The sequence below is a fragment of the Vibrio porteresiae DSM 19223 genome, from assembly GCF_024347055.1.
Lineage (GTDB): Bacteria > Pseudomonadota > Gammaproteobacteria > Enterobacterales > Vibrionaceae > Vibrio > Vibrio porteresiae.
The window spans coordinates 864755-890034 of record NZ_AP024895.1 but is presented as its reverse complement, the minus strand read 5'-3'; the positions used below and the strand labels follow the sequence as shown (position 1 = coordinate 890034).

The 25280-nt window shown below is 45.2% G+C and carries 24 protein-coding genes and 1 pseudogene; 8 read left to right on the top strand and 17 right to left on the bottom strand.

What is annotated here, in order from left to right; genetic code table 11:
* Positions 1-71: 71 nt before the first annotated feature.
* The 10 genes from OCV11_RS04230 to OCV11_RS04185 all read right to left on the bottom strand — a co-directional run bounded on the left by OCV11_RS04230 (position 72) and on the right by OCV11_RS04185 (position 11597).
* Positions 72-1490, bottom strand: a complete 1419-nt coding sequence (locus OCV11_RS04230; RefSeq protein ID WP_261895180.1) for a sigma-54-dependent transcriptional regulator — start codon at positions 1488-1490, stop codon at positions 72-74.
* Positions 1490-2542 (bottom strand): sensor histidine kinase, encoded by a 1053-nt coding sequence (locus tag OCV11_RS04225; protein ID WP_261895179.1) that lies wholly within the window; start codon positions 2540-2542, stop codon positions 1490-1492. Before OCV11_RS04225 ends, OCV11_RS04230 begins: the two co-directional genes overlap by 1 nt.
* A 191-nt stretch (positions 2543-2733) precedes the next feature.
* Positions 2734-4203 (bottom strand): sigma-54 dependent transcriptional regulator, encoded by a 1470-nt coding sequence (locus OCV11_RS04220; protein WP_261895178.1) that lies wholly within the window; start codon positions 4201-4203, stop codon positions 2734-2736.
* 230 nt (positions 4204-4433) lie between these two features.
* Positions 4434-4844: a flagellar export chaperone FliS gene (gene fliS, locus OCV11_RS04215; protein WP_261895177.1), complete on the bottom strand. Its 411-nt coding sequence runs from the start codon at positions 4842-4844 to the stop codon at positions 4434-4436.
* An 11-nt stretch (positions 4845-4855) separates the two neighbouring features.
* Positions 4856-5161, bottom strand: coding sequence for a flagellar protein FliT (locus OCV11_RS04210; protein WP_261895175.1), 306 nt, complete (start codon positions 5159-5161; stop codon positions 4856-4858).
* Position 5162: 1 nt separating this feature from the next.
* Positions 5163-7181 (bottom strand): flagellar filament capping protein FliD, encoded by a 2019-nt coding sequence (gene fliD, locus OCV11_RS04205; protein ID WP_261895174.1) that lies wholly within the window; start codon positions 7179-7181, stop codon positions 5163-5165.
* Between the two features lie 20 nt (positions 7182-7201).
* The gene (gene flaG, locus OCV11_RS04200) at positions 7202-7654 is read right to left on the bottom strand and encodes a flagellar protein FlaG (protein WP_261895173.1); all 453 of its coding nucleotides are present in this window, start codon (positions 7652-7654) and stop codon (positions 7202-7204) included.
* A 77-nt stretch (positions 7655-7731) separates the two neighbouring features.
* A complete protein-coding gene (locus tag OCV11_RS04195; protein ID WP_261895172.1) occupies positions 7732-8862 on the bottom strand; it encodes a flagellin in 1131 nt (376 codons plus the stop codon).
* Between the two features lie 227 nt (positions 8863-9089).
* Positions 9090-10223 (bottom strand): flagellin, encoded by a 1134-nt coding sequence (locus OCV11_RS04190; protein WP_261895170.1) that lies wholly within the window; start codon positions 10221-10223, stop codon positions 9090-9092.
* Between the two features lie 240 nt (positions 10224-10463).
* The gene (locus OCV11_RS04185; RefSeq protein WP_261895168.1) at positions 10464-11597 is read right to left on the bottom strand and encodes a flagellin; all 1134 of its coding nucleotides are present in this window, start codon (positions 11595-11597) and stop codon (positions 10464-10466) included.
* Between the two features lie 528 nt (positions 11598-12125).
* On the opposite strand from OCV11_RS04185, the gene OCV11_RS04180 reads away from it, so the two are divergent.
* On the top strand, positions 12126-13259 hold the full coding sequence (locus OCV11_RS04180; protein WP_261895167.1) for a flagellin: 1134 nt from the start codon (positions 12126-12128) through the stop codon (positions 13257-13259).
* A gap of 76 nt (positions 13260-13335) precedes the next feature.
* Here OCV11_RS04180 and OCV11_RS04175 read toward each other — a convergent pair whose 3' ends face one another.
* Together OCV11_RS04175 and OCV11_RS04170 are read right to left on the bottom strand one after the other, a co-directional pair.
* Positions 13336-14241, bottom strand: a complete 906-nt coding sequence (locus tag OCV11_RS04175) for a Dyp-type peroxidase (RefSeq protein ID WP_261895166.1) — start codon at positions 14239-14241, stop codon at positions 13336-13338.
* Positions 14242-14300: 59 nt separating this feature from the next.
* Positions 14301-14768 (bottom strand): DUF2919 domain-containing protein, encoded by a 468-nt coding sequence (locus OCV11_RS04170; protein ID WP_261895165.1) that lies wholly within the window; start codon positions 14766-14768, stop codon positions 14301-14303.
* Positions 14769-14906: 138 nt separating this feature from the next.
* On the opposite strand from OCV11_RS04170, the gene OCV11_RS04165 reads away from it, so the two are divergent.
* Positions 14907-15248, top strand: coding sequence for a DUF2956 domain-containing protein (locus tag OCV11_RS04165; protein WP_261895164.1), 342 nt, complete (start codon positions 14907-14909; stop codon positions 15246-15248).
* A gap of 115 nt (positions 15249-15363) precedes the next feature.
* Here the strand turns inward: OCV11_RS04165 and OCV11_RS04160 are convergent, their stop codons facing one another.
* Positions 15364-15651: a winged helix-turn-helix domain-containing protein gene (locus OCV11_RS04160; protein ID WP_261895162.1), complete on the bottom strand. Its 288-nt coding sequence runs from the start codon at positions 15649-15651 to the stop codon at positions 15364-15366.
* A 419-nt stretch (positions 15652-16070) separates the two neighbouring features.
* On the opposite strand from OCV11_RS04160, the gene OCV11_RS04155 reads away from it, so the two are divergent.
* The 4 genes and pseudogenes from OCV11_RS04155 to OCV11_RS04140 all read left to right on the top strand — a co-directional run.
* On the top strand, positions 16071-16418 hold the full coding sequence (locus OCV11_RS04155) for an ArsC family reductase (RefSeq protein ID WP_261895161.1): 348 nt from the start codon (positions 16071-16073) through the stop codon (positions 16416-16418).
* Between the two features lie 15 nt (positions 16419-16433).
* Entirely contained in the window at positions 16434-17567 is a 1134-nt protein-coding gene (gene dapE, locus OCV11_RS04150; protein ID WP_261895160.1) for a succinyl-diaminopimelate desuccinylase, read from the top strand.
* Positions 17568-17585: 18 nt separating this feature from the next.
* A complete protein-coding gene (locus OCV11_RS04145; protein ID WP_261896221.1) occupies positions 17586-18260 on the top strand; it encodes a M15 family metallopeptidase in 675 nt (224 codons plus the stop codon).
* 8 nt (positions 18261-18268) lie between these two features.
* Positions 18269-18454 (top strand): annotated as a pseudogene (locus tag OCV11_RS04140) (DUF6040 family protein); the annotation flags it as partial.
* Between the two features lie 182 nt (positions 18455-18636).
* Here OCV11_RS04140 and bamC read toward each other — a convergent pair.
* Both bamC and dapA read right to left on the bottom strand, forming a co-directional pair.
* Entirely contained in the window at positions 18637-19689 is a 1053-nt protein-coding gene (gene bamC, locus OCV11_RS04135) for an outer membrane protein assembly factor BamC (protein WP_261895159.1), read from the bottom strand.
* Between the two features lie 63 nt (positions 19690-19752).
* Complete coding sequence (dapA, locus tag OCV11_RS04130; RefSeq protein ID WP_261895158.1) at positions 19753-20628, bottom strand: 4-hydroxy-tetrahydrodipicolinate synthase; 876 nt, start codon at positions 20626-20628, stop codon at positions 19753-19755.
* 380 nt (positions 20629-21008) lie between these two features.
* On the opposite strand from dapA, the gene OCV11_RS04125 reads away from it, so the two are divergent.
* Positions 21009-21551: a glycine cleavage system protein R gene (locus tag OCV11_RS04125; RefSeq protein WP_261896220.1), complete on the top strand. Its 543-nt coding sequence runs from the start codon at positions 21009-21011 to the stop codon at positions 21549-21551.
* 16 nt (positions 21552-21567) lie between these two features.
* Complete coding sequence (gene bcp, locus OCV11_RS04120) at positions 21568-22038, top strand: thioredoxin-dependent thiol peroxidase (RefSeq protein ID WP_261895157.1); 471 nt, start codon at positions 21568-21570, stop codon at positions 22036-22038.
* 115 nt (positions 22039-22153) lie between these two features.
* Here bcp and OCV11_RS04115 read toward each other — a convergent pair whose 3' ends face one another.
* A complete protein-coding gene (locus OCV11_RS04115) occupies positions 22154-24025 on the bottom strand; it encodes a methyl-accepting chemotaxis protein (protein ID WP_261895156.1) in 1872 nt (623 codons plus the stop codon).
* Between the two features lie 157 nt (positions 24026-24182).
* A complete protein-coding gene (locus tag OCV11_RS04110) occupies positions 24183-25247 on the bottom strand; it encodes an AI-2E family transporter (RefSeq protein WP_261895155.1) in 1065 nt (354 codons plus the stop codon).
* Between the last annotated feature and the right edge of the window lie 33 nt (positions 25248-25280).

Below are 25280 nucleotides of genomic sequence, written 5' to 3'. Positions count from 1 at the left end.
CGCCAAAAGTTTGACTAAAAACTGTTCATATCCCTTAATGCAGCAATATATATGCCACAGTACGAAAACACTCAATTAGGAATATCAATCCCCGCATCACGCATTTTCGCAAGCTTGTAGCGCAACGTTCTTGGGCTAATTCCTAACTTCTCAGCCATCTCTTTGCGGCGACCTTGGCACTCAACTAAGGTGTCCATAATGATGGCAAACTCTTGATCGCGCAGCTCATCACCTAGCCCTGTAGAACCAGCAGAGAGCGTTTCGCCCGAAAAAGCTCGTGACAATTCAGGGTCCGCCACGGGTTTGACACTCGGAGCAACCGAATGATCGAGTACTTGTTGTAGGCTCGCGGCATCTTGCCAATCCAATCCTTCTAACAAAATATGCTCTTCGTCGATCGCTTTTTGTTCACTCAAAATCAGCGCACGTTGAATCACGTTATCCAGCTCACGAACGTTACCCGGCCATGAATAACACAGCAGTTTATTCACCGCACTTGGCGAAAGCGAAGGCACAGGCAAGCCCAATTTTTTGCAGTGACGCTCCACCAAATGCTGCGCTAAAGGCGCAATATCACCTTTACGTTCACACAAAGCTGGCCACGCAATAGGAAATACATTCAGGCGGTAGTACAAGTCTTCGCGAAAATGCCCTTCTTTCACATACTGTTTTAAATCACGGTTACTAGTGGCAAGCACGCGTACATCGAGTTTGACGCTCTTGCGGCTCCCCAAACGTTCCACTTCTCGCTCTTGAAGAACACGCAGCAGTTTAGCCTGCAGGTTCAAATCCATTTCACTGATTTCATCTAGCAAAATGGTTCCGCCCTGCGCTTGTTCAAATTTACCAGGGCAAGCTTGCACCGCGCCAGTAAACGCACCTTTCTCATAACCAAACAGGGTCGCTTCCAGCATGTTGTCTGGAATCGCCGCACAGTTGATCGCCACAAAAGGACCATCTTTACGCAAAGAGGCATTATGAATGTAGCGCGACATCACTTCTTTACCTGAGCCACTTGGACCAAGCACCATTACGTTGGCATCGGTTTTAGCCACTTTATCGGCCAGAGCAAGTAACTTCAGACTTTTCTCATCTGCAACCACGGCATCACCATCATCGTCGGATTTGACTGGGGCATAGCGACTGACCATGTTAAGGAGAACTTCTGGGGCGAAAGGTTTCGCCATGTAGTCAATAGCGCCCTCTTTCATTGCCGATACCGCATCTTCAATATTGGCGTAGGCCGTCATCAGAAGCACTGGCAAATTAGGCCAATGCTGTTTGATATTACGTAACAAAGCGAGGCCGCCCATGCCTGCCATTTGCACATCAGAGACAACGATGTCCACTGAGTCACTTTTAAGTTTGACTAAAGCATCTTCAGCACAATCGGCTTCTAGCCATTCATAACCTGCTAATGCCAATGTATCGACTAACGCCTCGCGTAGACCCTCATCATCTTCAACGATCAAGACTTTACTTTGAGCCATTATGATTCTCCAGTTTCTAAAGTGGTTGGGCTAACGTTCCGCTCAAGCGGTAAGCACATGGTAAAACACGCGCCCTCGCCAGGCTCAGAGATGAGCTCTAAACGACCATCATGTGCACGACAGACCATCTGTACAACCGCGAGTCCTAATCCAGTTCCTTGCGAACGCGTCGTAAAGAAAGGCTCCATGATCTTATCCTGAAGCTCCGCTGGAACGCCCGGACCATTATCTTGTACAGAGATTTTTAATTCGCCATTAACCGGGCGGAAGAACACATCAATTTGTGCTCCTTTACCCACAATTTGCACCGCATTCATCACTAAGTTACTGAGCGCGGAAGCGATGGCATTCGCATTACCCAAAAGTACGGTCTGCTCTTCTTCGACCTCTTGGGCGTAATCAATATGATTGGTTTTTAAGGCGGTTTCGACCATAGGTTGAAATTCACTGACCAATTCAGCCACAGTAAACGGCTTCACGACTTTGTTGTCGCCACCTTTGGCAAACAGCAGCATGTCGTTGACTTGCTTTTCCAAATCATGGAGACGATCGACCAATTTCGATTGAAAGCGTTCACGAGTCGCCGTAGGTAAATTCGGTGCACCAAGATTCGCTGCATAAAGCATAGCACTCGATAGCGGAGTTCTAACTTGGTGAGCAAGAGAAGCAACCATGCGTCCCAAAGACGATAAGCGTTGCAAATCACTGATACGCGACTGGAGTAGACGGGTTTCCGTCATGTCGGTGACTAAAATCAATTGACCTGTAGTGGAAGCAGAAATCGCCAAGCGCACTTTACGTCCATTACGCAACGAAACTTCATGCCCATCATCTTCCCGAGGTGCAAAGGCCAATTGAATAATGGTATACCAACGCTCCCCTAGAAGAGGAACATCGAGAAGCCGCTGCGCTTCAGGATTGGCTTCACGAACAATACCTTGTGTATCAAGCAAAATTACCCCGGCAGGCATCACATCAAGAACCTGTCGATAACGTGCGACTTGATCTTCAAGAGAGTCTAAATGCGAATGTTGCTCCATGGCACTGTCCATCGTCGAAAAACCACCTATTAAAATAAACAATAGCCTAACACGCAAGATGCATGCCAGGCTATTTTTGTTTATTTACAATACGTTATCGTTATGACAATTTATTGACTGAGTAAAATAGTATGCTTTGGATCACATTTATTGCACACCAACTACTTTACTAAACGCTCCATACTTAACGTTGCATGCTCTGTTTAGCGTTGCATATTGTACTTACGCATCTTTTCCACCAGCGTAGTACGACGCATACCGAGCATATCCGCCGCTCTGGCGACAACACCAGCTTGCGCATCTAACGCTTGATTGATCATGCTGACTTCTAAATCGGCTAACATCTCTTTCAGATTAATACCTTCTGGAGGTAAACCTTGAGTCATTGCGTCCATACCAGAGATGAAATCTTGGCTATCATCCATTGAAAAGTCTTCAGCAAAAATGTTCGCCAAAACATCCCGTTCCTGCTCTTCAACAGGAGCGATATTATTGAATTCTGGTTGGAATTCAGGAATATCACTGTAACGGTATTTGGTTGGCAGGTGGTTAACATCCACTAAGCTATTTGGATACAAAATCACCATACGCTCAACCAAGTTGGCTAATTCACGCACGTTACCGGGCCAATCGTGCTCCACCAGCGAGTTAATTGCGCGCGGTGTAAAACAAATCGGTTGAGCGCCTTCTGCTTCCATTCGAGCCATAAGCTCTTGAAGTAACAAAGGAATGTCATCTTTGCGATCACGCAAAGGTGGCATCTCAATTGGAAAAACATTCAAACGGTAGAAGAGGTCTTCACGGAAAGACTCATCAGCAATCATGTGTTCCAAATTGCGATGTGTTGCGGCGATGATCCGCACATTCGCTTTAATCGTAGTGTTACCACCAACACGTTCAAAGCAACGCTCTTGTAAGACACGCAGCAGTTTGACCTGCATCGCCATTGGCATATCGCCAATTTCATCAAGAAACAGCGTGCCGCCCTCAGCCAGCTCAAAACGTCCCTTACGCGACGTAATAGCGCCGGTAAATGCGCCTTTTTCATGACCAAACAGTTCGCTTTCGAGCAAATCACCAGGAATCGCACCACAGTTAATCGGCACGAAAGGACCATCTTTACGGCTGGAATGATAATGGATGTTACGCGCTACCACCTCTTTACCCGTACCTGATTCACCAAGAATCAATACGTTAGCTTCGGTGTTAGCCACTTGTTCAATTAAATGGCGAACATTTTGAATTCCGTGACTTTGGCCAACCAAGCTTCTAAATAAGATATTGTTTCTTAAAGGGGTATGAGCTTGAACGCCTTTACGGCCAAGAAACTCTTTGCAATGACGCAACGCTTCACTCAATTGAGCGTAATTTAAAGGAAACTCCAACTCGCCAATGTAGTTAGGGAATTCGTCTAGTGAGTAGGATTGCTTGTTAGCGATAATCACTGGAATGTGGTTAGCACGTAACAACGAATCAGACAGAGCCTTAGGCAACACTTGACTGCGTTGCGAGCCTAGAATGCATCCAGCCCAAACCGATGACCAGTCGATCTGATCGATCTGAGAAGACGTAATAGCCTCACACTGCTCTCCTACAAATTCTAAAATAGTATTGAGATAAGAACGAACTGCACTGTCGTCTTCAATCACAATAAGTTTCGCTAAGCCTTGCATAGGTGAGAATAATTGCCTTAATTCCGGGAAGTTGCTTTTAGTCGATTGAAAACCGTCACCCATAATGCCAAATATTTGGCACATCTTGATTAAACGATAGTCAATAATAAAAAAACAGCAACAAAAAAAGCCACGTGGCTACTTCGTGGCTTTCATTGTATTTGATAAAAAAAATAAGGCAACCAAGCAATTAGCGGATGTGATATTGCTTGAATCTTTTTGATAATCTTTTAAATACCGACTTGTTGAGCCGTCAAATTATGGAACTCAGCCGGAATTTGATCCCATGCGGATTTAATTTCACGCACAATGTCGATCACATCATCTAACGGTTGTGGATTGTTTTGTTGGTTCGCAATGGTGATTTGACCAATCATAAATTCGTAGAGTTGATCTAAGTTTTTCGCAATATCACCGCCATCTTCCATCGACAAACAACCACGCAAGCTAATGATGATATCCAGAGCTTTACCTAAACGTTCCCCTTTCACAGGAATGTTTCCCGCTTGCATCGCTGCTTTGCCTTGGATAAGGCGTTCGATGGCACCTGCCATCAGCATTTGAACGACTTTATGCGGTGAGGCCGCGCTTAGCTGGCTATCCACTGATACTTTTTTGTACGCCTGTAAAGAACCACGCATAGTCTTCCTCTTTATAAAAACTTTTTGTATTGCTGGACTGACTTATGTCCATGGCGATATTTCTTAAGCTCTTGACCTATTGCCATGGTCTTTGACTGCATGAGTCCAGCAAGATGTTGTGTATGGTTTATTGCATCACGCCATTCGGGCGTAGCGGCAAACTGTGGATGGTCAGCCACGTAGGAAAGTAAATTCTGCAATAACTGTTCCCTCTTATCGACCATACTGACAATTTCTTCAGCCTGAATGTCCTTGACTGACAGACTTTGTTCTATAAGGTGATCTAAGTCACATAACTGTTGCAGTAATTCACTCATCTCACTGACCTAACGCGTTCATCATGCCGGCGAGTTGCGAATGCATTTTACTGGTCGCATCCTGCATCGCCTCAAATTTAGATTGAGTGCGTTTTTCCAAATCTCCCATACGGCGATCCAGTGTGGTTTGGTCTTCCTGCAGACGACGCGTCTGCTCAGATAAACTTCTTTCTCGGGTACGAATTGCACCAGTGACACCCGTCATACTCTGAATGGCATCTTCAATTCGTTTGGCAAAGCCATCTCGCCCACCAAAAAACTCACCCAGCTTGTCAAAATTGTTATTCAACTGACGATTTAATAAGTCGTCATTGATTTCCAAATTACCTTGCCGTGTGGTCGTGATACCCAGCGATGTTAACGAATTCATATCACTGGAAGCATCGGAAACAGGTTGCGAAAAAACGGCTTTTAAACGCGCATCAGCGCTACGTGTAATGCTATCGCCAGCCAATGGTCCAGCTTGTCCCGTAGTGGGATCAACACCGCCTAACGCTTGGCTAACTTGATAAAACTGGTTGTAGGAATTGACGAATTTTTCAATGTAATCTCGTACCGTATTGCGGTCGTACTCAACGTCAATGTCCGCTGGTTTTTGCTTAGGGTCAGTTTTGGCCTTTAAGGTCAAATCCACCCCTTCAATCGCATCTTCAATGATGTTGTTTTTGCTACTCAATTTCGCCACGCCATCCAAAATCACTTCGGAATCTTGCGCAGCCTGAACTTGAGTCATGCCGTTATAGTGATCAAAAGAGTCTTGTGCTGCTTTTAATGCCGCTTGGGTTTTTTCAACACTTTCCAAATAAGCCCTTTCTTCTGGACTCAATTTGGCACGCTCTTGCTCTTTTGCCTGCTCCGGCGTGATTTTGCCGCTCTTTACCGCATCCTCTATCTGTTGCTGTTCCTGCTTAAGGATATTTTTAAGCTTAGTTTTTGCCTCTTCAGGTGTGACATAAGAGTCATACAGAGAACCGGATGCGGTATTAGACCAGCCGGGAACATCTTTAGACTTTGCTTGCGCTTTGTCATCAAGCTCTGGTTGAGGATCTTCATAAGAATCGAGCAAAGTGCCAGACGCGGTTTCCGTCCAGCCAGGAATACGATCTTGAGGACGAACATACTGATTCACATTGCTACCAGCATTAGCCGCAGCTTTTACCGCGGAATCCGTTTGACCATCGCCTTGAGCGGTTTTGATTGGGTCAGCTAAGTTGCTATCTGCAGACTGGGCGGTTTGCGCGGCCTTTTCAATTTGGTCTGCGACATCTTTATCGACAATGCGTGCAGCATTTTCGATCTTCTCTGCCACCTTAGCGGCAATTTTTTGCTGCTCAGGTGTCAGTGGATTAATAATTTGTTGGGCTGCTGCCCGAGCTTTTTCAAGATCTTTAACTCGATCTTCTAAAGTTTTGAACTCGAGATTTTTGAGGGCATCCCCTGCAGGAGCCTCGACCGAAACACCAATACGCTGCTCTTCACCCGTCTGGTTAGACGCAAGGATTAAGCGCGGACCATCAGAGTCTTTAATAATGGCAGCACGAACCCCAGGGTTCGAATCGCTACCATTAATTCCCCGTACTACGTCCGTCAAATTTGAGTATGAGGAGACATCGACATCAAACGATCGATTCCCTAATGAAATATGCAGCTTGCCCGGACCAAACCGCTGATGGTCGTCAAAGGGATTTGACGCCAACTTATGGCTTTGGGCAAGCTGCAACACATCGACTGAGTACTTGCCAGCGATGGCATCGGTGGTTGCCGTCGCAGATACGGCTTTGTCATCGGATGTTTCAACTTTACGTGCGGCAAACACTTCGTTTTGCCTAAAGTTGACCATCAGATTTTTCATCGTATCTAACGACTCTCTGAGGCGACCATAAGCACTGATACTGGCACTGACCTTGGTACGATCGCTATCGATGCGTTGCTGTTTAGGCGTACGCTCCGATTCCACAATCTTTTTCACCATGGAATTAATATCCATGCCAGAATTCATACCCAGAGGGCCGACACTCATCCAATCACCTCAAAAAAACGTTACACTTTCGCGTTAAATAAGCCGGACCTATGGTCCTGCTCTTTCGCTAAGCGGCGTAAAACTTCAAGCATTTCTTCTTCCGGAATTTGACGAATGACGTCGCCCGTAGAGGCTTCATAAATCGTCACAACTTCCCGTCCCGACTCTTGATCTAATCTAAACGAGAGTCCTTTGTTGATAGAGTTTACGAAATCATTCATCTGCTCTACCACCTTAGCGCGCTGCTCTTCATTAAGCTGATCCCGTTTACGGACCATCTCATTGGTCGCGTCTACAGCACGCTGTCGGCTCTCTTTTACCTGCTCAGAGACACGATCCACAGATCGAGTGACAGTTGGTCTATCTTCCTTCGAATTCGAAACGCTTTTCACGCTGTCGTTTTCAGAAGCAAGTTTAATGCCATTTTGTGAGCCGTAAGGCTGGATGTTCGATGCGTAGGATGGTACTTCCATAACAATCTCCCTTCCACCTTATAGGTGACTAAAGATCCTACTACGCCACCTATTAAGCCCAAATAAGCCTGCGGGGATTACCCCAGCAGACTTAGAGCCGCAGATGGTGACTGCTTCGCCTGTGCTAACACAGATGTACTTGCTTGTTGCAAAATCTGTGCCTTAGTCAAAGCTGTCGTTTCTTTAGCGTAATCAGTATCTTTGATGCGACTACGAGAAGCGTTAACGTTCTCATTGATGTTATCAAGGTTGCTGATCGCATGGCCAAAACGGTTTTGGAACGCCCCCAATGAAGCACGATGGCTATCCACCGCCTTCAAGGCACTATCAAGTACCGCGACCGCTTCTTGAGAGCCGCCGATGGTAGACACGTCAATATTCTTAACGGTCACATCACGACCTTGGTCAAAGCCAAGCTCACCACCTAGATCGCCACCAATGGTCACATCACCTTGTACTTTTTGTGATGAGGCAAAAATTTGCATCTTGCCGTTTTCACCGACAGACGCATTAATGTCATCACTCTGACCATTAATGAATGTGGCTAGCTCTTCTAAGTCATCACCTTTCTTCGCCTTAATAGAGACGTTTTTCGCTTCACCTTCTTTATCAGTGTAGCTAAAGGTGAGCTCACGAGCATCGCCCACTTTCCAACTTGAACTTTTACCCTCTTGGGTATGGTACGCACGGCCACCCATCTCGATGTTATCCGAGCGGAGATCACCCATACGCAGTTGTACTGCTTCACCAGAATCAGCACCGATCTGGAATGATTTAGTGCCGAATTTACCGTTAAGCAGTCTGTTACCACCAAATGAGGTAGTTTCAGCAATACGGTTTAATTCATCATTTAACGCAGAAACTTCTTCTTGAATCGCACCACGTTCTGAACTGGAGTTCGAACCGTTGGACGATTGCAACGCCAAATCACGCATACGTTGAAGAATGTTGGTACTTTCATTCATTGCTCCCTCAGCGGTTTGAGCAATGGAAATACCATCGTTCGCGTTTTTTACAGCCATATCCAAACCACGACTTTGTGAAGTCAAACGGTTGGAAATCTGTAACCCTGCAGCATCATCTTTCGCACTGTTAATACGATACCCAGATGACAACCGCTCCATGGACTTTTGAGTACTATCTGCAGAGTTATTTAAATACCTCTGAGCAGTCATCGCAGCCACGTTCGTGTTTACGTTAATTGCCATATTGATCTCCTTTGGCGGATAGTTAGATGCACCATCGAGTCTCTCACCTCTCTCCGGCACATCTCATTTCTCTCGTATTGGTTAACGGCCCAATCTAAATATCCTTTAGAGAAAAAGTGATCAATTAACAGACATGTAATCAAAATGTGAAGCGCATCCAGATTTGATGCAATAAAAAATCCAGCCGAAGCTGGATTTTGTGATGGGATTTGCAGGACCTAAGAAGGTTAGCCTAGTAGGCTCAATGCTGCTTGAGGAGCCTGTTTTGCTTGCGCCAAGATTGAACTTGAAGCTTGAGACAAAATTTGTGATTTTGTCAGTGCAGTTGTCTCTTTAGCGAAGTCAGTATCACGAATACGGCTGCGAGAAGCGTTAACGTTTTCGTTGATGTTATCCAAGTTGCTGATGGCATGGCCAAAGCGGTTTTGGAAAGCACCTAGGTTTGCACGTTGCGCGTCTACGTATTTTAGCGCTGCATCGATAACACCTACGGCTTCTTGTGAACCACCAACGCTAGTTACGTTAATGTCATCAACCGTTACTTTTTTGCCTTCTTTGAAGCCTAGCTCACCTGCCAAGCTACCAGAGAAGCTAACATCGCCTTTCACTTTGTTGCTGCCAGCAAACATTTGCAGTTTACCATCTTCGTCTACAGACGCTTTTACTAGGTCTGTTTGACCGTTGATGTAAGTGGCTAGCTCTTCTACGTCATCGCCTGCTTTGGCTTTGATGTTGATTGCTTGCGCATTGCCATCTTTGTCAGTCAAGTTGATGGTTAAATCATTTGCACCGTCTTTTACTGACCAGTTTTTGTCTTTACCGTTCGTTGCGTGGTAAGCAGTACCACCCATTTGTGAGTTATCACTGCGCATATCTTTTAGGTTTAGCATCACAGCTTCACCGTTGTCTGCGCCGATTTGGAACGCTTTAGTACCGTAAGTGCCGTTTAGCAGCTTGTTACCACCGAATGAAGTGGTTTCAGCAACACGGTTCAACTCGTCGTTTAGCGCTGTCACTTCCTCTTGGATAGATTGACGGTCAGCTTTAGAGTTTGAGCCGTTAGCAGATTGTAGTGACAAGTCACGCATACGTTGCAGAATGTTTGTTGTTTCATTCATTGCACCTTCAGCGGTTTGCGCTACTGAAATACCGTCATTGGCGTTACGCACTGCGACATCCAAGCCGCGGCTTTGTACAGTCAAACGGTTTGAAATTTGTAGACCAGCAGCGTCATCTTTTGCACTGTTAATTTTGTAGCCTGAAGAAAGACGTTCCATCGCTGTTTGTTGTGCGCTGCTCGCTTGGTTCAGGTAACGTTGTGCTGTCATTGCTGATACGTTAGTGTTTACATTCACTGCCATGATGATATCTCCAATTAGTTTTCCGATGTTTCCGGTTTCCGACGTCTCGGAAAACCAAGCAGTTCTCTCAAAGTTACCTACTGTAACGGCATGAATTTCAGAACCTTTAATCTTTTTTAAAAAAATCTCTAAAAAAGTTTTTCCTAAAATTCAAACGTGATTTCGACACCAAAATTCACGCTATTTTTTACTTTTTTCTAAAGCCTATGCACCGGCTGTCGATACATAGGGCTTTTTCTTTTACCTCAGTAGCGCGACCACCAAATTCGGTTGTCTCTTCGCTTGCGCCAGCACTGAAGTACCGACTTGCTGCAGGATTTGTTGCTTTATCAGCTTGGTCGTTTCTTTCGCGTAATCCGTATCTTTGATCCGGCTGTTAGACGCCGCCAAATTCTCGTGGATGTTATCCAAGTTACTAATGGCATGATTAAAACGATTCTGTAATGCCCCAACTCCTGCTCGGTTGCTGTCCACATACTTCAAAGCAGTATCCAAAACAGACACAGCTCTCTGTGCGCCCCCGACCGAAGTAATATCGAGGTTATTGACCGACTCATAACCTTTCAGCCCTATGTGGAGTTGATCCGCCAGGCTGCCACTAAAGGACAAAGTACCTGCCGTCTCTTTTCCTGCCATATAGATCTGCAGTTGGCCATGCTCGTTCACTGAAGCTGAGATTTTATCGGTCTGGCCATTGATGAAAGTGGCAAGCTCCTCAATATCGTCGCCCGCTTTAGCACTGATATTGATTGACTGCTGCTGCCCTTTAGCATCGGTATAATGGATGACCAGCTGATTATTACCCTGCCTCACGGTCCAATCTTTATTAGCCTCTTGGTTCGCTACGTAACTGAATCCCCCCATATCGATGGTATCAGTCCGCATATTACTAAGAGGAATTTGAACCGCCTCGCCGCCACTGGCACCTATCTGAAAAGAAGGTGCTCCAAAACTTCCATTTAACAGCTTTCTGCCACCGAAAGAGGTGGTTTCAGCTATTCGGTTCATTTCATCGTTCAGAGCCGTCATCTCTTCTTGTAGAGATTGCCGATCCGATCGACTGTTAGAACCATTCGCTGCTTGTAACGATAAGTCGCGCATACGTTGCAACAGGTTAGTCGACTCTTTCATCGCCCCTTCTGCCGTTTGCATGATCGAGATGCCGTCATTCGCATTTCTTACTGCTACATCAAGCCCACTCATCTGTGTTTCAAGACGGTTGGATATCTGCAGCCCAGCCGCATCATCTTTCGCACTGTTTATTCGGCTACCAGATGACAGACGCTCTAACGACTGATTCAATAACTCGGAAGCAGACGCCAGATGTCTTTGTGCGACTAACGCTGACACATTGGTATTCACCGTAATGGCCATAAGCTACCCCGCACTTTAAGAAAAGTTACACTGGTGCCTTTTTATCGTTCAGTTGAGAAATTTCTTTAACAAAAGATGTGTCACTTTTTTACTGCTATCGTAATGCCCAAACCCAAAACATGATTACTTTTTAATCAATAGAAAAAATTTATGAAACAAAAACATAGTGATAGAGAGATAAAAATGGAAAAGTTAACAATATGAGCAATTGAAACGCTAAATTAGATAAAACTAACTAAAGTAATCTCTAATACTCGTCAATAAATGCAATTAGTCGCTTATTAATTCCATATAGATTTCAGTTTTTATTCTTATAACTGATTGAAATAATTGATTCAAAAATGATAAACAGAACAAAACATAACCAATTAAACACTTTTTGTGATTTTTCTTCAAAATTCTCTAAAGTTTTTTTATTCGCTTCCGTTACTCCTATTATTCGTATGTCATACGTTACACACCAAATTGTGATGATAGTTCAATTTTCAACCAAGTAACCGCGGTGAAAATTAGGGAGTAGTTGTAGAAGTGACCATCAGTATTCGAACCAACGTTGCCGCGCTCAATGCGCAAAACTATTTAGGGAAAACCTCCCAAAGCCAGCAGTCATCGATGAATCGTTTAGCGTCTGGCTCAAAAATAAACAGCGCGACCGATGATGCAGCCGGATTGCAACTCTCCAACCGTTTGACTGCGCAAAGCCGCGGTTTAGATATGGCGGTACAAAATGCCAATAATGGAATTTCCGTAGCGCAAACCGCAGAAGGCTCAATGAAGGAAACGTCACAGCTACTACAACGTATGCGTGACCTAGCTCTGCAATCATCCAATGGTGTGAACAGTGATGATGACCGCGAAACGATTCAACAAGAAGTTTCTTCGATCAATGAAGAGATTAACCGCGTAGCAGATACCACCTCTTTTGGCGGCAAAATGCTGCTTAATGGCACTTACGGCACCAAATCGTTCCAAATTGGTAACGATGGTGGTGCGGCCGTGCATCTGCACTTAAGCAGCATGCGTAGCGACGATAAAATGATGGGTGGCAAAACCAAGCAAGCCCAAACAGCAGCGGATGCGTCATGGAAAGTCTCCGCAGACAACAACCAATTAAAATTGGGTTTTACCTCTAAAGATGGTGAACAGAAAACCATTGAAATCAATGCCAAAACTGGGGATAACATTGAAGAGTTAGCCACTTATATCAATGGTCAAACTGACAAGGTTCAAGCCTCTGTTGATCAGAAAGGCCATCTCCAACTGTTTGCGGGTAATAGCAAAGTACATGGTGAACTTAGCGTGAGCGGTAGCTTAGCCGATGAATTGAAATTTGCCGATGCAAAAGAACAGACCGTCAATGATGTGGATGTGTCTACCGTTGGTGGTTCACAGCAAGCGATTGGTATTATCGACTCAGCGATGAAATATGTGGATGACCAACGTTCCTATTTAGGCGCTCTGCAAAACCGTTTTGAGCACACGATCAGCAACTTAGACAAAGTCAATGAGAGCATCGCAGCTTCTAATGGCCGTATTATGGATACCGACTACGCCAAAGAAACCACTGAGATGACCAAATCGCAAATCATGTCACAAGCCTCAAGCTCTATTTTGGCACAGGCGAAACAGTTACCGCAGGCGGCATTAAGCTTACTGGGCTAAGCACTCTAACGAGCAACAAAAAGGGCCATGAATCATCATGGCCCTTTTTGTACTGCGCGCTTTGTAACTGAGGCTGTTACGCTTCAAAAGTCAGAGCTTGAAGCATCTCTTGCGCTGGAGCGAAGAAGTAAGTGCCAGAAACCGCTTTGGTAAATCGCAGCATTTGGTCAGTCTTACCATCAGCTTCACCAAACATACTGTTTAGCATCGCTTGGAAGTTATGCAGCGTATGACAATAAGCGATGAAAAGTAAGCCATGCTCACCCGTCACATTACCGTAAGGTAAGCTATGGCGAACAATTTTAAGGCCTTTACCCTCTTCTTTGATATCAACACGACCGACATGAGATGCTGGCGGTACTTTATCCAATTCAACTGAATCAGGTTTAGTACGACCAATCACTTTTTCTTGTGCGGCAATATTCAAACGGTTCCATGCAGGAAGATTGTGTACATAGCGTTGCACCATCACATAGCTACCACCCGCAAATTCGCCATCGGCAATCAGTGCCACATCAGCACGTTTTTCTGCTTTCGGGTTTTCTGTACCATCAATAAAGCCGGTCATATCACGTGAATCAAGATAACGGAACCCATAAGTTTCATCGACTGCAGTCACATCTTCTGCCACGTTTTCGAGGAATTTACGCAACACATAAAAGAGTAAGTCATGACGAGAACTGTGGCAGTGAATCAAGAAGTCAGCTTTGGTACTTGGTGCTTTCACAGGGTCTTGACCAAGCTCTGGGAAATCCACCAACTCCGCAGGCATAGGTGCGTTAAACTTTGACCAGAAACCATGACTAAAAGCGATAGAGATCGCGACGTCTGCACCGGGTTGTTGTTGATTTAACTCATCAACCAACGCTGGAAGTTGCTGTAATTGTGTTAAAACTGCCGCGCCATTTTGCTGCACGTTAAACTGTGCATACAGGGCAAATGGACCTGCTTCCGGCAGGATTGCTGTTTGTGATAGTGACATAACGTCCTCACTTTTTGCTCAGTGTAATTCGATATATGAGTCACTTACGGTGACTTTCCCTAATTGTTTATCTTATCTTGCTTGGCAAAGCATGCTTTGATCGTTTCACTGCGCCACACATACAGAAGTAACCAGAGGCACAATACAATCGACACCGCGCTAAACCAATGAAACTGTCCATGCTGCAATAACACGTAATAACTGGTTAAGCCCAACTGCGCCCACAGTGACAGCAGAGTCAACAACCGCGCACAACGTTGCACCACTCGCGTCATCACTCGTCCATCAGGGCGACGTAAATGAATCATCCACATCAGCAGTAACGCAGGAATACCCAAGGCCAATTCTGTATAAAAATGGCTTTTTTGCGGGTAAATAAGAGCCAATAGTCGTGGCCCAGCCTCTTGGCTTGCACCTGCCATCACTAAGACTATCCATGCTTTAATCAACCACACCCAAGTAAACCACAACCAGATGGGCGCTTTCAAATAGCCATAGTGATCGTACTGCTCAACCGAATAACGCACGCTCAACCTATAAATAAAAACTATAACAGCCGATCACTTTACCCTACTCCAAGGTGGATCTGTAGTACCAATTCTCTTTGGGTTGCCTTCTCTGGTTCAAAACATGGTAACCTTAAACAAAACAATAAGGTGAATACCATGAAGACACCAAACACTCCTTCGCTTGAAACGCAAAATGAGGCACTGAAGGTGGCAAGAGCCACACAGCGGCCAGGGCAGACCAAAGAACAGACCAAACTGATTGCACAAGGGATTGAAAAAGGCATCACGCTGTATAAAAAACAGCAAAAAGAGAAGAGTCGACAGGCAGATAAAGCTAAGAAAAGAGCGTTGAAGTTAAAAAATGCTGAACAAGATAGTCCTGTAGACGATGAAGTGATTTTAGCAACGAACCACCGCTTTGCTACTGTTCTTCCTTGGGGATTGCTCGTCTTAAGTTGGCTTGGATTTATCGCTTATTGGGTCAGTGTTTCCCAATAAAATCTATCCGTTAAGAATATGCCTCAATAACGCCAAGAGATAGCATGCTTTCCATACTTAAAATTCAACGTTATTGGGCAACACAGATAACAGAAAAAGCCAGCTAGGCTGGCTTTTACGCGTTAAATCCAAGGCTCTCTGCAATATCCACTTTACGATCCAGAACCCATTGACTATCAAAAGGCCCCCAATCAGAAAGTTGATAATAGCCATCGTTATGGCGTCGACCATCCTGAACAAACATCAATTCAATACCAATGCCCGGTAAGGCTTTAATCACGTCTTGAATAGTACGACGTGGCCAACCGGTTTTCTCAATCAGCTTTGGTACGTTTGGCCGTTCAAGACTCTCAACTAACAATGCTAAATACAGTCGCCTTGCAAAAACAGGACTCAATTCCATTGATACCTCCTCACTTGTGCAGACCTCATTATTTCTGTTTTCGTTTTCAAGGTGTTGAGTTTGATCAATAACTCTACAATCGGTTGGTATTTCGGGTAGTTTTTGTGCCTCAGCACGAGATTCGTTCGCAAAAATCAGACACTGTGCCAACTATTGATAGAGTTGTTATTTTTTCTTGAGGCGAATCGACAAGTTAACTTAGGTTTTTCGATGACTTATATAAGCGCACAATGACGTTGAAAGGAAATGACCATTCCTTCCGACATTGATCTTGACCTGTGTTCGTTGATGAAGCTGTGAATTCTGCATCTTGCGGCCATTTGGGTATAAGCCTCATTACCAATACGCTTTGTCACCAAAGGCGCTTCCTGTTAGGATTTAACAAAAATAAATAATCATTCAGTCTTACAAGGATAATTATGACCGTTACTATGTATGGCATTCCTAACTGCGACACCATTAAAAAAGCGCGTAAGTGGTTAGAAGAAGCCAATGTGGAATATCAATTTCACGATTACCGCAAACAAGGTATTACGGCAGAACTGATTGCAGAATTTTTTTTGCAACTCGGCTGGGAAAACGTGCTCAACAAACGCGGAACGACCTTTCGTCAACTGACTCAAGAGCAAAAAGAGACATTAAATGCTGATAACGCAGCAGCTATACTCTTGGAAAAACCTGCGATGATCAAGCGCCCTATTCTTCGTATCGACGCCCAGCTTCACGTGGGATTTAACGTCGAACAATACACCTCTCTTTTTGCATAATTAAGGAATTCAAGGATGACTGACAGTCCAGTAATTGCTCTGGCCAAAGATCTTATCAGCCGCCAATCCGTCACCCCAGAAGATGCGGGATGCCAACAATTAATGATTGAGCGTCTTGAAGCTCTTGGCTTTACTGTGGAAGTCATGGTGTTTGAAGACACCACCAACTTTTGGGCACGTCGTGGCCACACTGCACCGTTATTTGCTTTTGCCGGTCACACTGACGTTGTACCCGCAGGTAATTTAGCCCATTGGGATACCCCTCCGTTTGAACCCACCATCAAAGATGGCTTGCTCTACGGTCGCGGTGCTGCCGATATGAAAGGCTCTTTAGCTTGTATGCTGGTTGCGGTTGAGCGCTTTATTGCAGAGCACCCGGACCATAAAGGTTCTATCGGCTTCCTTATCACTTCCGATGAAGAAGGCCCATTTATTAACGGTACTACTCGCGTGGTGGATACGTTAATGGCGCGTAATGAACCGATTGATATGTGTATCGTCGGTGAACCATCAAGCACTCTTGAAGTGGGTGATGTGGTGAAAAATGGTCGTCGCGGTTCGATTACTGGCGATCTTAAAGTCAAAGGAATTCAGGGACATGTTGCCTATCCTCATTTGGCGCGTAACCCGGTTCACCAAGCGTTACCAGCACTTGCCGAATTGGCCGCAAAAGAGTGGGACAAAGGCAACGACTATTTTCCACCAACCAGTTTCCAGATCCCTAACCTGCACAGTGGCACGGGCGCATCGAACGTCATTCCTGGCGAATTTGATGTACAGTTCAATTTCCGCTTTAGTACCGAACTCACCGATGAATCCATCAAAGAGCAAGTACATGCTATTTTGGATAACCACGGTTTAGACTATGAGCTGAAGTGGACCTTAAGCGGTCACCCATTTTTGACTGACCAAGGCGCTCTACTGGATGCGGTCGTCAAAGGTGTTGCAGCCGTTAACAATAAAGCTCCGCAGCTACTAACCACTGGCGGGACTTCGGATGGTCGCTTTATTGCTCGCATGGGGGCACAAGTTGTGGAATTAGGTCCTGTTAACGCGACCATTCACAAAGTGAACGAATGCGTAAGCGTTGCCGATCTCGAAAAATTGACCGATATGTACCAGCAGACATTGAACCATCTACTTGGTTAATACGAAGGATTACCCATGATGACACCGGCGCAATTGACAGGACAATCGACCCAACATTTGGTTGAGGTATTAGTGGGACAAAAATCGTTCCTCATGCACCCAAACGTTCGTGATGATCTGCTTGCTTTACAAGATGCTGCCAATAGCGCCGGATTTCTTTGCCATATCGCCAGCGGCTTTCGCCCATTTGAACGCCAGCTGACCATTTGGAATCGCAAGATGTCTGGCGAAGTGCCCTTATTGGATGAGCTTAGCCACCCGATAGATGGCCAAGCGTTAAGCGATGAGCAAAAAATGTGGGCCATTTTGCGCTGGTCTGCACTACCAGGTGCTAGCCGTCATCACTGGGGAACCGATTTTGATCTCTTTGACCGGCTTGCTATTGCCGAAGGAACCACGCTGCAACTGGAACCCGATGAGTATCTGCAGGGCCACCAGCATCGCTTTTATCTATGGCTAAAAGACCATGCTGAACAATTTGGTTTTTTCTTTCCATTTCAAGGTAAAGGCAATGGTGTGGCATTCGAACCGTGGCATGTCAGTCACAGAGCATCCGCCAATATCTGCTCGGCACAATTGACTATGGCGATGTTGGCAGAGCAAATAGAGCATGCTCCCATTCTGGGTAAAGAAGTGATTTTGCAGCACCTGCAAACGATCTACACTGATTATGTTACCAACATCAGTCAGTGAGGCAGCGTATGGATCTCCTGTTTAATCCTTGGGTCATCAGTATTGTGGTCGTGAGTGTGGTTATTGGTAATATCGCCGCGCTCAAATACACTTCGCAGATCAAATACGAAGAGTATATGAAGCAACGAGAACTAGACCGCCTCAATCAATTGGATAAAGAGCGTCATGGTGACGAAACAGTAGAGTCCGATGAAGACTTGGAGTCCGATGAAGTCTTAGCTGATCACGATTCAGTATCGCAATCTAACTCGTCTGCGCCAACTTCATCACAAGCCAAGAAAGATAACCACTCATAGTACCAGTGTCACAAGTGACATCAGAAAAAACAAAAGGACGCGCTGGCGTCCTTTTTAGTTTCTCGATTCATCTATGATGATTATTTTTTAGCGTCGGCTGCTGCGGGAGCTTTTGCTGTTTCATCGATAACAGCAGACAACACTGGCACTAACTGCTCAAGCCAAGCCTCTTTGACCGGTTTGTCTTTCGAGTTAGTCACGTTAATTGATGTACGGTTACCTAAGTCACCCAACAATAAAGTGTATTCGCCGGAAGTCATATCCATCGCTTTCAGCTTGTGGGCTGTGTAGAAATCTTCATCCAGCTCACTGTATTTCACTTTTACTGTACCTTGTGAACGGTTACGGTCTTCAATCTTCATTCCTAGCTTATCAACAAGCTCAGGAAGACGTTGCCAGAACACATCATAAGGAGCGCGAGCAATAATCACAGGTAGACCACTACGGTCAGAACCCATTGAGATCGGGATATGCTTAATCAAAGCTTGCGCTTTACGCAGCTCTTCACGACGAACATCTTCATCGTAACGATTGGTGATTAAGTTCGTCATATAGGCGGTGTAGCGATCTTTTTGGCTCACACTTGGCTTACCCTGATCACCACCTTGACGCCAGTCGACCAAACTCACTTTGATACCAAAACGGTTATTGGCAGTCACACGGCTTAACTGGTAGCGCGCATCAATTTCGCTGTCTTCGTCTTTAGAAACCCAACGAACCCATGCGGTTTCAATTAAGGTATCCGTTTGCTTTACTAGTGGCACTTTGCCATCGGTCAGCGCTTTGAGTGTGGTATCCCAGACTTTATCCGCTTCAGCTTGACGCACCATCCACAACACAGCATCACCGCTAGTCATGTCGGCACGAGCACCAGGAATTAACTCAAGGATTTGCTGTGGCGGGCGAATATCAACTTTAGAACCGATTTCTCCCTGATACTGTCCGGTTGGGATCTGGTAATCAGGGTAGTAATGGAGTTCGGTGCCAGCAGGCATCGTCCATTGGTGAAAATCTTTGGCATCAAGGTAGGTGTAATCATCCTTTGCTTGACGTCGTTCTGCCGGGCTGCTTGAACAAGCACTTAACACAAACACAGCTAGAGCACTAATAACTAGCTGACGGGAACACTTCATTGAAACTCCTAAAAATCGCCGAGGCATAATACCTCGGCATTGTAATCGAAAGTGCCTGATAATTTAAATCTTGGCGTCGGTTATCGCTTTGGCAACAACCGGGCGAGCTTGTTCAGAGAGTTCAGTTAAAGGTAGACGTAGATCACCATTTTCGATTAAACCAAGCTTATGAGCGGCCCATTTTACTGGAATTGGGCTTGATTCAACAAACAGACCTTTATGCAGAGGTATTAAACGCGTGTTGATCGCTTGAGCTTCTTCAAACTTGCCATTAAGCGCTAGATGAATCATATCGGCCATGTCTTTCGCCGCAATATTGTTGGTCACTGAAATAACACCGTGACCGCCTAGCTTAACAAAGTCTAAGCCAGTCGCATCATCACCACTAAACAGCAAGAAATCATCGCGGCACATCTCACGATGCAAAGCAACACGGCTCAAATCGCCAGTCGCGTCTTTCAATGCAATGATGTTGTTAATTTCAGACAAACGCGCCACGGTTTCTGGCTTCATATCGACGCCGGTACGACCTGGTACGTTGTAAAGAATAATTGGAATATCAGTACCTTGAGCAATTGCTTGGTAATGAAGGAACAAACCTTCTTGAGTCGGTTTGTTATAGTAGGGAGTCACACTTAAATAAGCAGCAATACCGGTGTTATCAAGCATACGTGAGAATTCTACCGCCTCGTGGGTAGCGTTCGCACCTGTACCTGCAATCACTGGGATACGCCCAGCAGCAAATTCCACTGTTTTTTCTACAACTTTGACATGCTCTTCAACGGTCAGAGTGGCAGACTCACCTGTCGTCCCTACGGAAACAATAGCGTCAGTACCCGCTGCGACATGGTAGTCGACTAGCTTCTTAAGACCGACATAATCTACTTCGCCGGTTGACGTGAAAGGTGTAATTAACGCTACGATACTTCCTGAAAACATGTCTATCTCCCTAGATGAATACTCATTGCATGGTACTGCATGGCCCTCACTGTGCACAAGGGGGTAAATACGCTTAAACAGTCCATTTTTATGAATATTTATCAGATGTTAGAACTAAGGCAAAAAGCTATACCAAAAATTAATAAAGATGCAGACAAAAGGACATTCACCACGACCTAAAACAGACACATTCTCTGGTTCTGACTGTCGCACCGAAGTGGAATCTATAGATTTACCATACATTGCGACACAATGCTTGTACCTCTTGTCAGTCTTGTGCCATTTTATGATTAACCAGAACAAAAAAAGCAATTTATCGACGCTTTTTCTGCTCACCAAGTGTGATAACATGCCCAAAAAAGATGATGTGAAGAGATATGATGACTCAACACCTAGTGATCACTGCGGTCGGGACTGACCGCCCCGGTATCTGTAATGAAATTGTCCGGCTAGTCACGCAATCAGACCTGAATATTGTCGACAGTCGCATTGCGTTGTTTGGAAAGGAATTCACCTTGATCATGTTGGTTTCTGGCGCGCCGAGTGCATTGTCACGCATTGAAACCCGGCTGCCGCTTTTAGGTCAGGAACACGATTTAATCACGCTATTAAAGAGAACCTCACCACACGAAAGCTTAGACAACACCTATTTGGTCGAAGTTTTTGTTGAGTCAGAAGATAAACCTGGATTGACGGAGAAATTCACCAATTTCTTTGCCAATCGCAACATAGGCATGGAGTCGCTCAGCGCACAAACCATCAGTAAAGCAAAATTAGGCTGTGAAGCTAACCAGTTCCATATTGCGATTACCGCCAAAGTGGATGCAGGTTATAACCTGATGCAGTTGCAAGAAGAGTTTGATGATTTGTGCGAAAAACTCAATGTCCATGGGTCACTCAATTTTATAAAAAACAGTCAGTAATAAAAAAGGAAACCAGATGAATACATTGAAAGCAGGCACGCCAGCCCCTGTATTTTCCCTCCCAGACCAAGATGGAAACGCGGTTTCTCTCAACGATTTTTCAGGTAAAAAAGTACTGGTGTACTTTTACCCTAAAGCGATGACCCCCGGTTGTACGGTGCAAGCTCACGGTATGCGTGATAGCCAACCACAATTGCAAGATCTGAACGTAGTGGTGCTTGGCATCAGCACTGATCCTGTCAAACGCCTTGGGAAGTTTATTGAACGCGACGGCCTGAACTTCACACTGCTTTCTGATGAAAATCATGAAGTTGCTGAACAGTTCGGCGTATGGGGCGAAAAAAAATTCATGGGAAAAGTGTATGATGGCCTGCATCGAATCAGCTTTTTGATTAACGAGCAAGGTGTGATTGAGCACGTGTTTGATAAATTCAAAACCAAAGATCACCACGAAGTAGTGCTGAATTACCTCCAAGGTAATGCATAAACACCGCAACTTTCTCGTCGAGAAAATCTCGGCTGCGTCACTGCTGAAATGAATCGATTCAAAACAAAGATGCCTCCAACTTGGAGGCATCTTTTACTAGGTTCAACCAGAACAATTACACAATAAACTTGCTCATGACCGCCGCTTGCTCACGCACATTTTCCGTTTGCGCTTGCATCGCTAAGTTAGCCCCTTCAGCCGCTTCAGATACTAACGTTGAAAGGTCTTTGATCTTCACCGTATTGTTATTGATCTCTTCAGCCACCAAACTCTGCTCTTCTGCTGCTGATGCAATTTGAATATTCATGTCATTGATTTGAGCAATGGAGTGGCGAATAGTTTGTAGCGCCGTATTCGCCAGCTTGGATTTTTCTACCGCTTCAACCGCCGTGCGTTTACTTTCATTCATGGCCGATGAGACCGCTCCAGCTCCTGATTGCAGCTGCTCAATCATACTGCGAATTTCAGTGGTGGATTGCTGCGTGCGTGATGCCAAAGTACGTACTTCGTCTGCTACCACAGCGAATCCTCGGCCAGACTCACCGGCCCGCGCCGCTTCGATTGCTGCGTTCAGCGCCAGCAAGTTAGTTTGGTCTGCAATGTCATTGATGACTTTCAAGATGGTTTCGATGTTGGCCGTTGCCGCCTCTAAGCCTTGAACTTCCTCAACAGCTTGGTCAATGCGCGCTGCCAACATGTCAATCGAGCGCGTGGTGTCATTCACCACAACCGAACCTTGCTCAGTTGCTGCATCAGCCTCTTTTGCCGCACTTGCAGCGCCTTGCGCATTGCCCGCCACTTGCGTTGCAGTGACCGACATTTCGTGCATTGCTGTCGCTAATTGTTCCAACTCTTGCAGCTGTTGGTGCATCGCATTCACGGACTCTACCGATCCTTGCAGTGTTTGCTCCGTACCGCGAATAATCTCTTCGCCAATGGCCTTGGATTGTTTAATCAATTGTTGCAAGGTCCCAGTAAAGGTATTGAACCCTTGCGCTAGCTCGGCAAACTCTGGATCGGTATTGGTATCAAGACGTTGGGTTAAATCGCCATGCCCAGAGGCCACATCTTTGATCGCATCACGTAATGTACCAATCGGACGCATCAACACCCGAATCAGAAGCGTTAAACAGATAATACTGATTACTAGAGCAACCACTGCGTAAATGATGGAACTGTTGCGCAGCTTGCTCACAGCAGAGAAGGCAATCGACTCATCAACCACTGCGCCAATATACCAGTTTTCAGAAGGTATTTTAGTTAGACCAACCAAATACTCTTTGCCATTCAGATCTACCGTTTGTGAGCCCTCTTCTAGTTTCACTCCCGGTAAATAGGTAGAAAGATTTTTGCCATTATTTTCAATGCTTGGGTGAGCAATGGTGGTGCCATTAGAAGTGACCAAGAAAAGGTAACCCGCATTAAATAGATTCACTGAGTTAACCAAAGAGGCCAATTTGCTTAGCTCTAAGTCGTAGAACATCGACCCCACATATTGTCCGTCGTGTTTCACCGGCGTACTGATCGAAATGATGATTTTCTTAGTCGACATGTCCAAGTACGGTTCAGTGATGGTTAACTGCCCTGCCTCTTTAGCGTCTTTAAACCATGGTCGAACACGAGGATCATAATCAGCAGCGGGAGTCCAGCCATCATCGTTTTCTACGGTTTTACCGTCACTTTGGTAACCAAAACCAATCGCCAAAAACTGACTTTTTAGCTTAGGTTGTTCAATCACATTTTTAACGAAATCGCGGTTTTCAGGATCAAGTTGCAAAATCTCTGTGGTCGCTTGCGCCATGGCCTTTTTACTGACCATCTCGGAGCTGACCGTATTTTTTACCCCTGACACCATCTCTTTTAAACTGGAAAAAACTAGGGATTCGACCTGCGACCGAACCGTAGATAATTGTTGAAGTGACAACAATCCAATGGTGATTAACAACAGCACCGACGACGCGGCTACGATTTTTTGGCTAAATCTCATAAGGTTCCCTCTACTACTATTACCTTTAACATCAATGTTCTGGTGTTCTGATTTCTTTATCGGCTAAGTGAGCTGATTACTTGAGCGATTACTAAAAAATAAGTACAAAAAAACCTCAATGCAATCAATGAGGTTCTTTTTAAGAAGTGAATTCAAATTAGGCGATGCTTTCGTCGTCTTGCACAGGCAAAGCGTGTATGACCGCTTTGACCAAAGTCGCTAGAGGAATCGCAAAAAAGACGCCCCAGAAACCCCATAGTCCACCGAAAATCAGCACTGCAGCAATGATGGCGACAGGATGCAGATTGACCGCTTCCGAGAATAGAATAGGCACTAAAACGTTACCATCAAGAGCTTGAATAACCCCGTAGGCAATAATCAAAGTATAAAACTCTGGTGTTAAACCCCATTGAAATAAAGCCACCACAGCAACAGGGACCGTCACTGCTGCTGCGCCTATGTACGGAATCAGCACGGATAATCCCACCGCAACCGCAAGCAATACGGAATAACGTAGCCCTAACACGGCAAAAGCAACATAACTGGCGATGCCAACAATGATAATTTCTAACACCTTACCGCGGATATAGTTAGAAATTTGTTGGTTCATTTCCACCCAAACTTGATTTGCTAACACTCGGTTACGAGGCATGACTCGCCCCACGTAACGCATCATTTGATTCTTATCTTTCAACAAGAAGAACACTAATAAAGGAACCAAAATCAGATAGATAGCCAGAGTAGCTAAACTTACCAGAGAAGAGAACGACTCTTTCACCAGCGATTCACCAAAGCCAAGCGCTTTGTTTTTGGTGTTATCCATCAAGGGCTCAACAATGTCTAAGTTGGCCAATTCCGGGTAACGTTGCGGGATCGTTGCGATAAAACGCTGTAAGTCGCTGTACATGTTAGGAATATCATTGACCAAATTGGCAATCTGCTTCCACATGGTTGGCACTAAGCCTAATAACGCCATCAACATAACGCCAATAAAAAGCATCAGCACCACGGCAACTGCAGCGGTACGCGGCAATTTAAAACGACGAAGTTGGGTGACTGGCCACTCGAGTAAGTACGCCAAGACAATGGCCACCAGCAAAGGCGCAATCAAATGCCCCATAAAATAAATGATCACAAACCCAACAAAGAGTATTGCCACTAAGCTGACGGCATTGGGATCGGAAAATCGCCTCTGATACCAACGAGTTACCATTTCAAACACGGTTTTCTCACTCCTTACAAACTGAGCGTCAAT

What these genes read in the sequence shown, in the direction of transcription:
- OCV11_RS04115 (WP_261895156.1), bottom strand. Translation starts at nt 24,025, where the DNA reads ATGAGATTTAGCCAAAAAATCGTAGCCGCGTCGTCGGTGCTGTTGTTA.
- OCV11_RS04230 (WP_261895180.1), bottom strand. Translation starts at nt 1,490, where the DNA reads ATGGCTCAAAGTAAAGTCTTGATCGTTGAAGATGATGAGGGTCTACGC.
- OCV11_RS04145 (WP_261896221.1), top strand. Translation starts at nt 17,586, where the DNA reads ATGACACCGGCGCAATTGACAGGACAATCGACCCAACATTTGGTTGAG.
- OCV11_RS04175 (WP_261895166.1), bottom strand. Translation starts at nt 14,241, where the DNA reads ATGTCACTATCACAAACAGCAATCCTGCCGGAAGCAGGTCCATTTGCC.
- fliD (WP_261895174.1), bottom strand. Translation starts at nt 7,181, where the DNA reads ATGAGTGTCGGCCCTCTGGGTATGAATTCTGGCATGGATATTAATTCC.
- OCV11_RS04125 (WP_261896220.1), top strand. Translation starts at nt 21,009, where the DNA reads ATGACTCAACACCTAGTGATCACTGCGGTCGGGACTGACCGCCCCGGT.
- OCV11_RS04195 (WP_261895172.1), bottom strand. Translation starts at nt 8,862, where the DNA reads ATGGCAATTAACGTAAACACGAACGTGGCTGCGATGACTGCTCAGAGG.
- dapA (WP_261895158.1), bottom strand. Translation starts at nt 20,628, where the DNA reads ATGTTTTCAGGAAGTATCGTAGCGTTAATTACACCTTTCACGTCAACC.
- OCV11_RS04185 (WP_261895168.1), bottom strand. Translation starts at nt 11,597, where the DNA reads ATGGCCATTACGGTGAATACCAATGTGTCAGCGTTAGTCGCACAAAGA.
- OCV11_RS04210 (WP_261895175.1), bottom strand. Translation starts at nt 5,161, where the DNA reads ATGAGTGAATTACTGCAACAGTTATGTGACTTAGATCACCTTATAGAA.
- OCV11_RS04220 (WP_261895178.1), bottom strand. Translation starts at nt 4,203, where the DNA reads ATGCAAGGCTTAGCGAAACTTATTGTGATTGAAGACGACAGTGCAGTT.
- bcp (WP_261895157.1), top strand. Translation starts at nt 21,568, where the DNA reads ATGAATACATTGAAAGCAGGCACGCCAGCCCCTGTATTTTCCCTCCCA.
- OCV11_RS04165 (WP_261895164.1), top strand. Translation starts at nt 14,907, where the DNA reads ATGAAGACACCAAACACTCCTTCGCTTGAAACGCAAAATGAGGCACTG.
- OCV11_RS04160 (WP_261895162.1), bottom strand. Translation starts at nt 15,651, where the DNA reads ATGGAATTGAGTCCTGTTTTTGCAAGGCGACTGTATTTAGCATTGTTA.
- flaG (WP_261895173.1), bottom strand. Translation starts at nt 7,654, where the DNA reads ATGGAAGTACCATCCTACGCATCGAACATCCAGCCTTACGGCTCACAA.
- dapE (WP_261895160.1), top strand. Translation starts at nt 16,434, where the DNA reads ATGACTGACAGTCCAGTAATTGCTCTGGCCAAAGATCTTATCAGCCGC.
- bamC (WP_261895159.1), bottom strand. Translation starts at nt 19,689, where the DNA reads ATGAAGTGTTCCCGTCAGCTAGTTATTAGTGCTCTAGCTGTGTTTGTG.
- OCV11_RS04155 (WP_261895161.1), top strand. Translation starts at nt 16,071, where the DNA reads ATGACCGTTACTATGTATGGCATTCCTAACTGCGACACCATTAAAAAA.
- fliS (WP_261895177.1), bottom strand. Translation starts at nt 4,844, where the DNA reads ATGCGTGGTTCTTTACAGGCGTACAAAAAAGTATCAGTGGATAGCCAG.
- OCV11_RS04190 (WP_261895170.1), bottom strand. Translation starts at nt 10,223, where the DNA reads ATGGCAGTGAATGTAAACACTAACGTATCAGCAATGACAGCACAACGT.
- OCV11_RS04225 (WP_261895179.1), bottom strand. Translation starts at nt 2,542, where the DNA reads ATGGACAGTGCCATGGAGCAACATTCGCATTTAGACTCTCTTGAAGAT.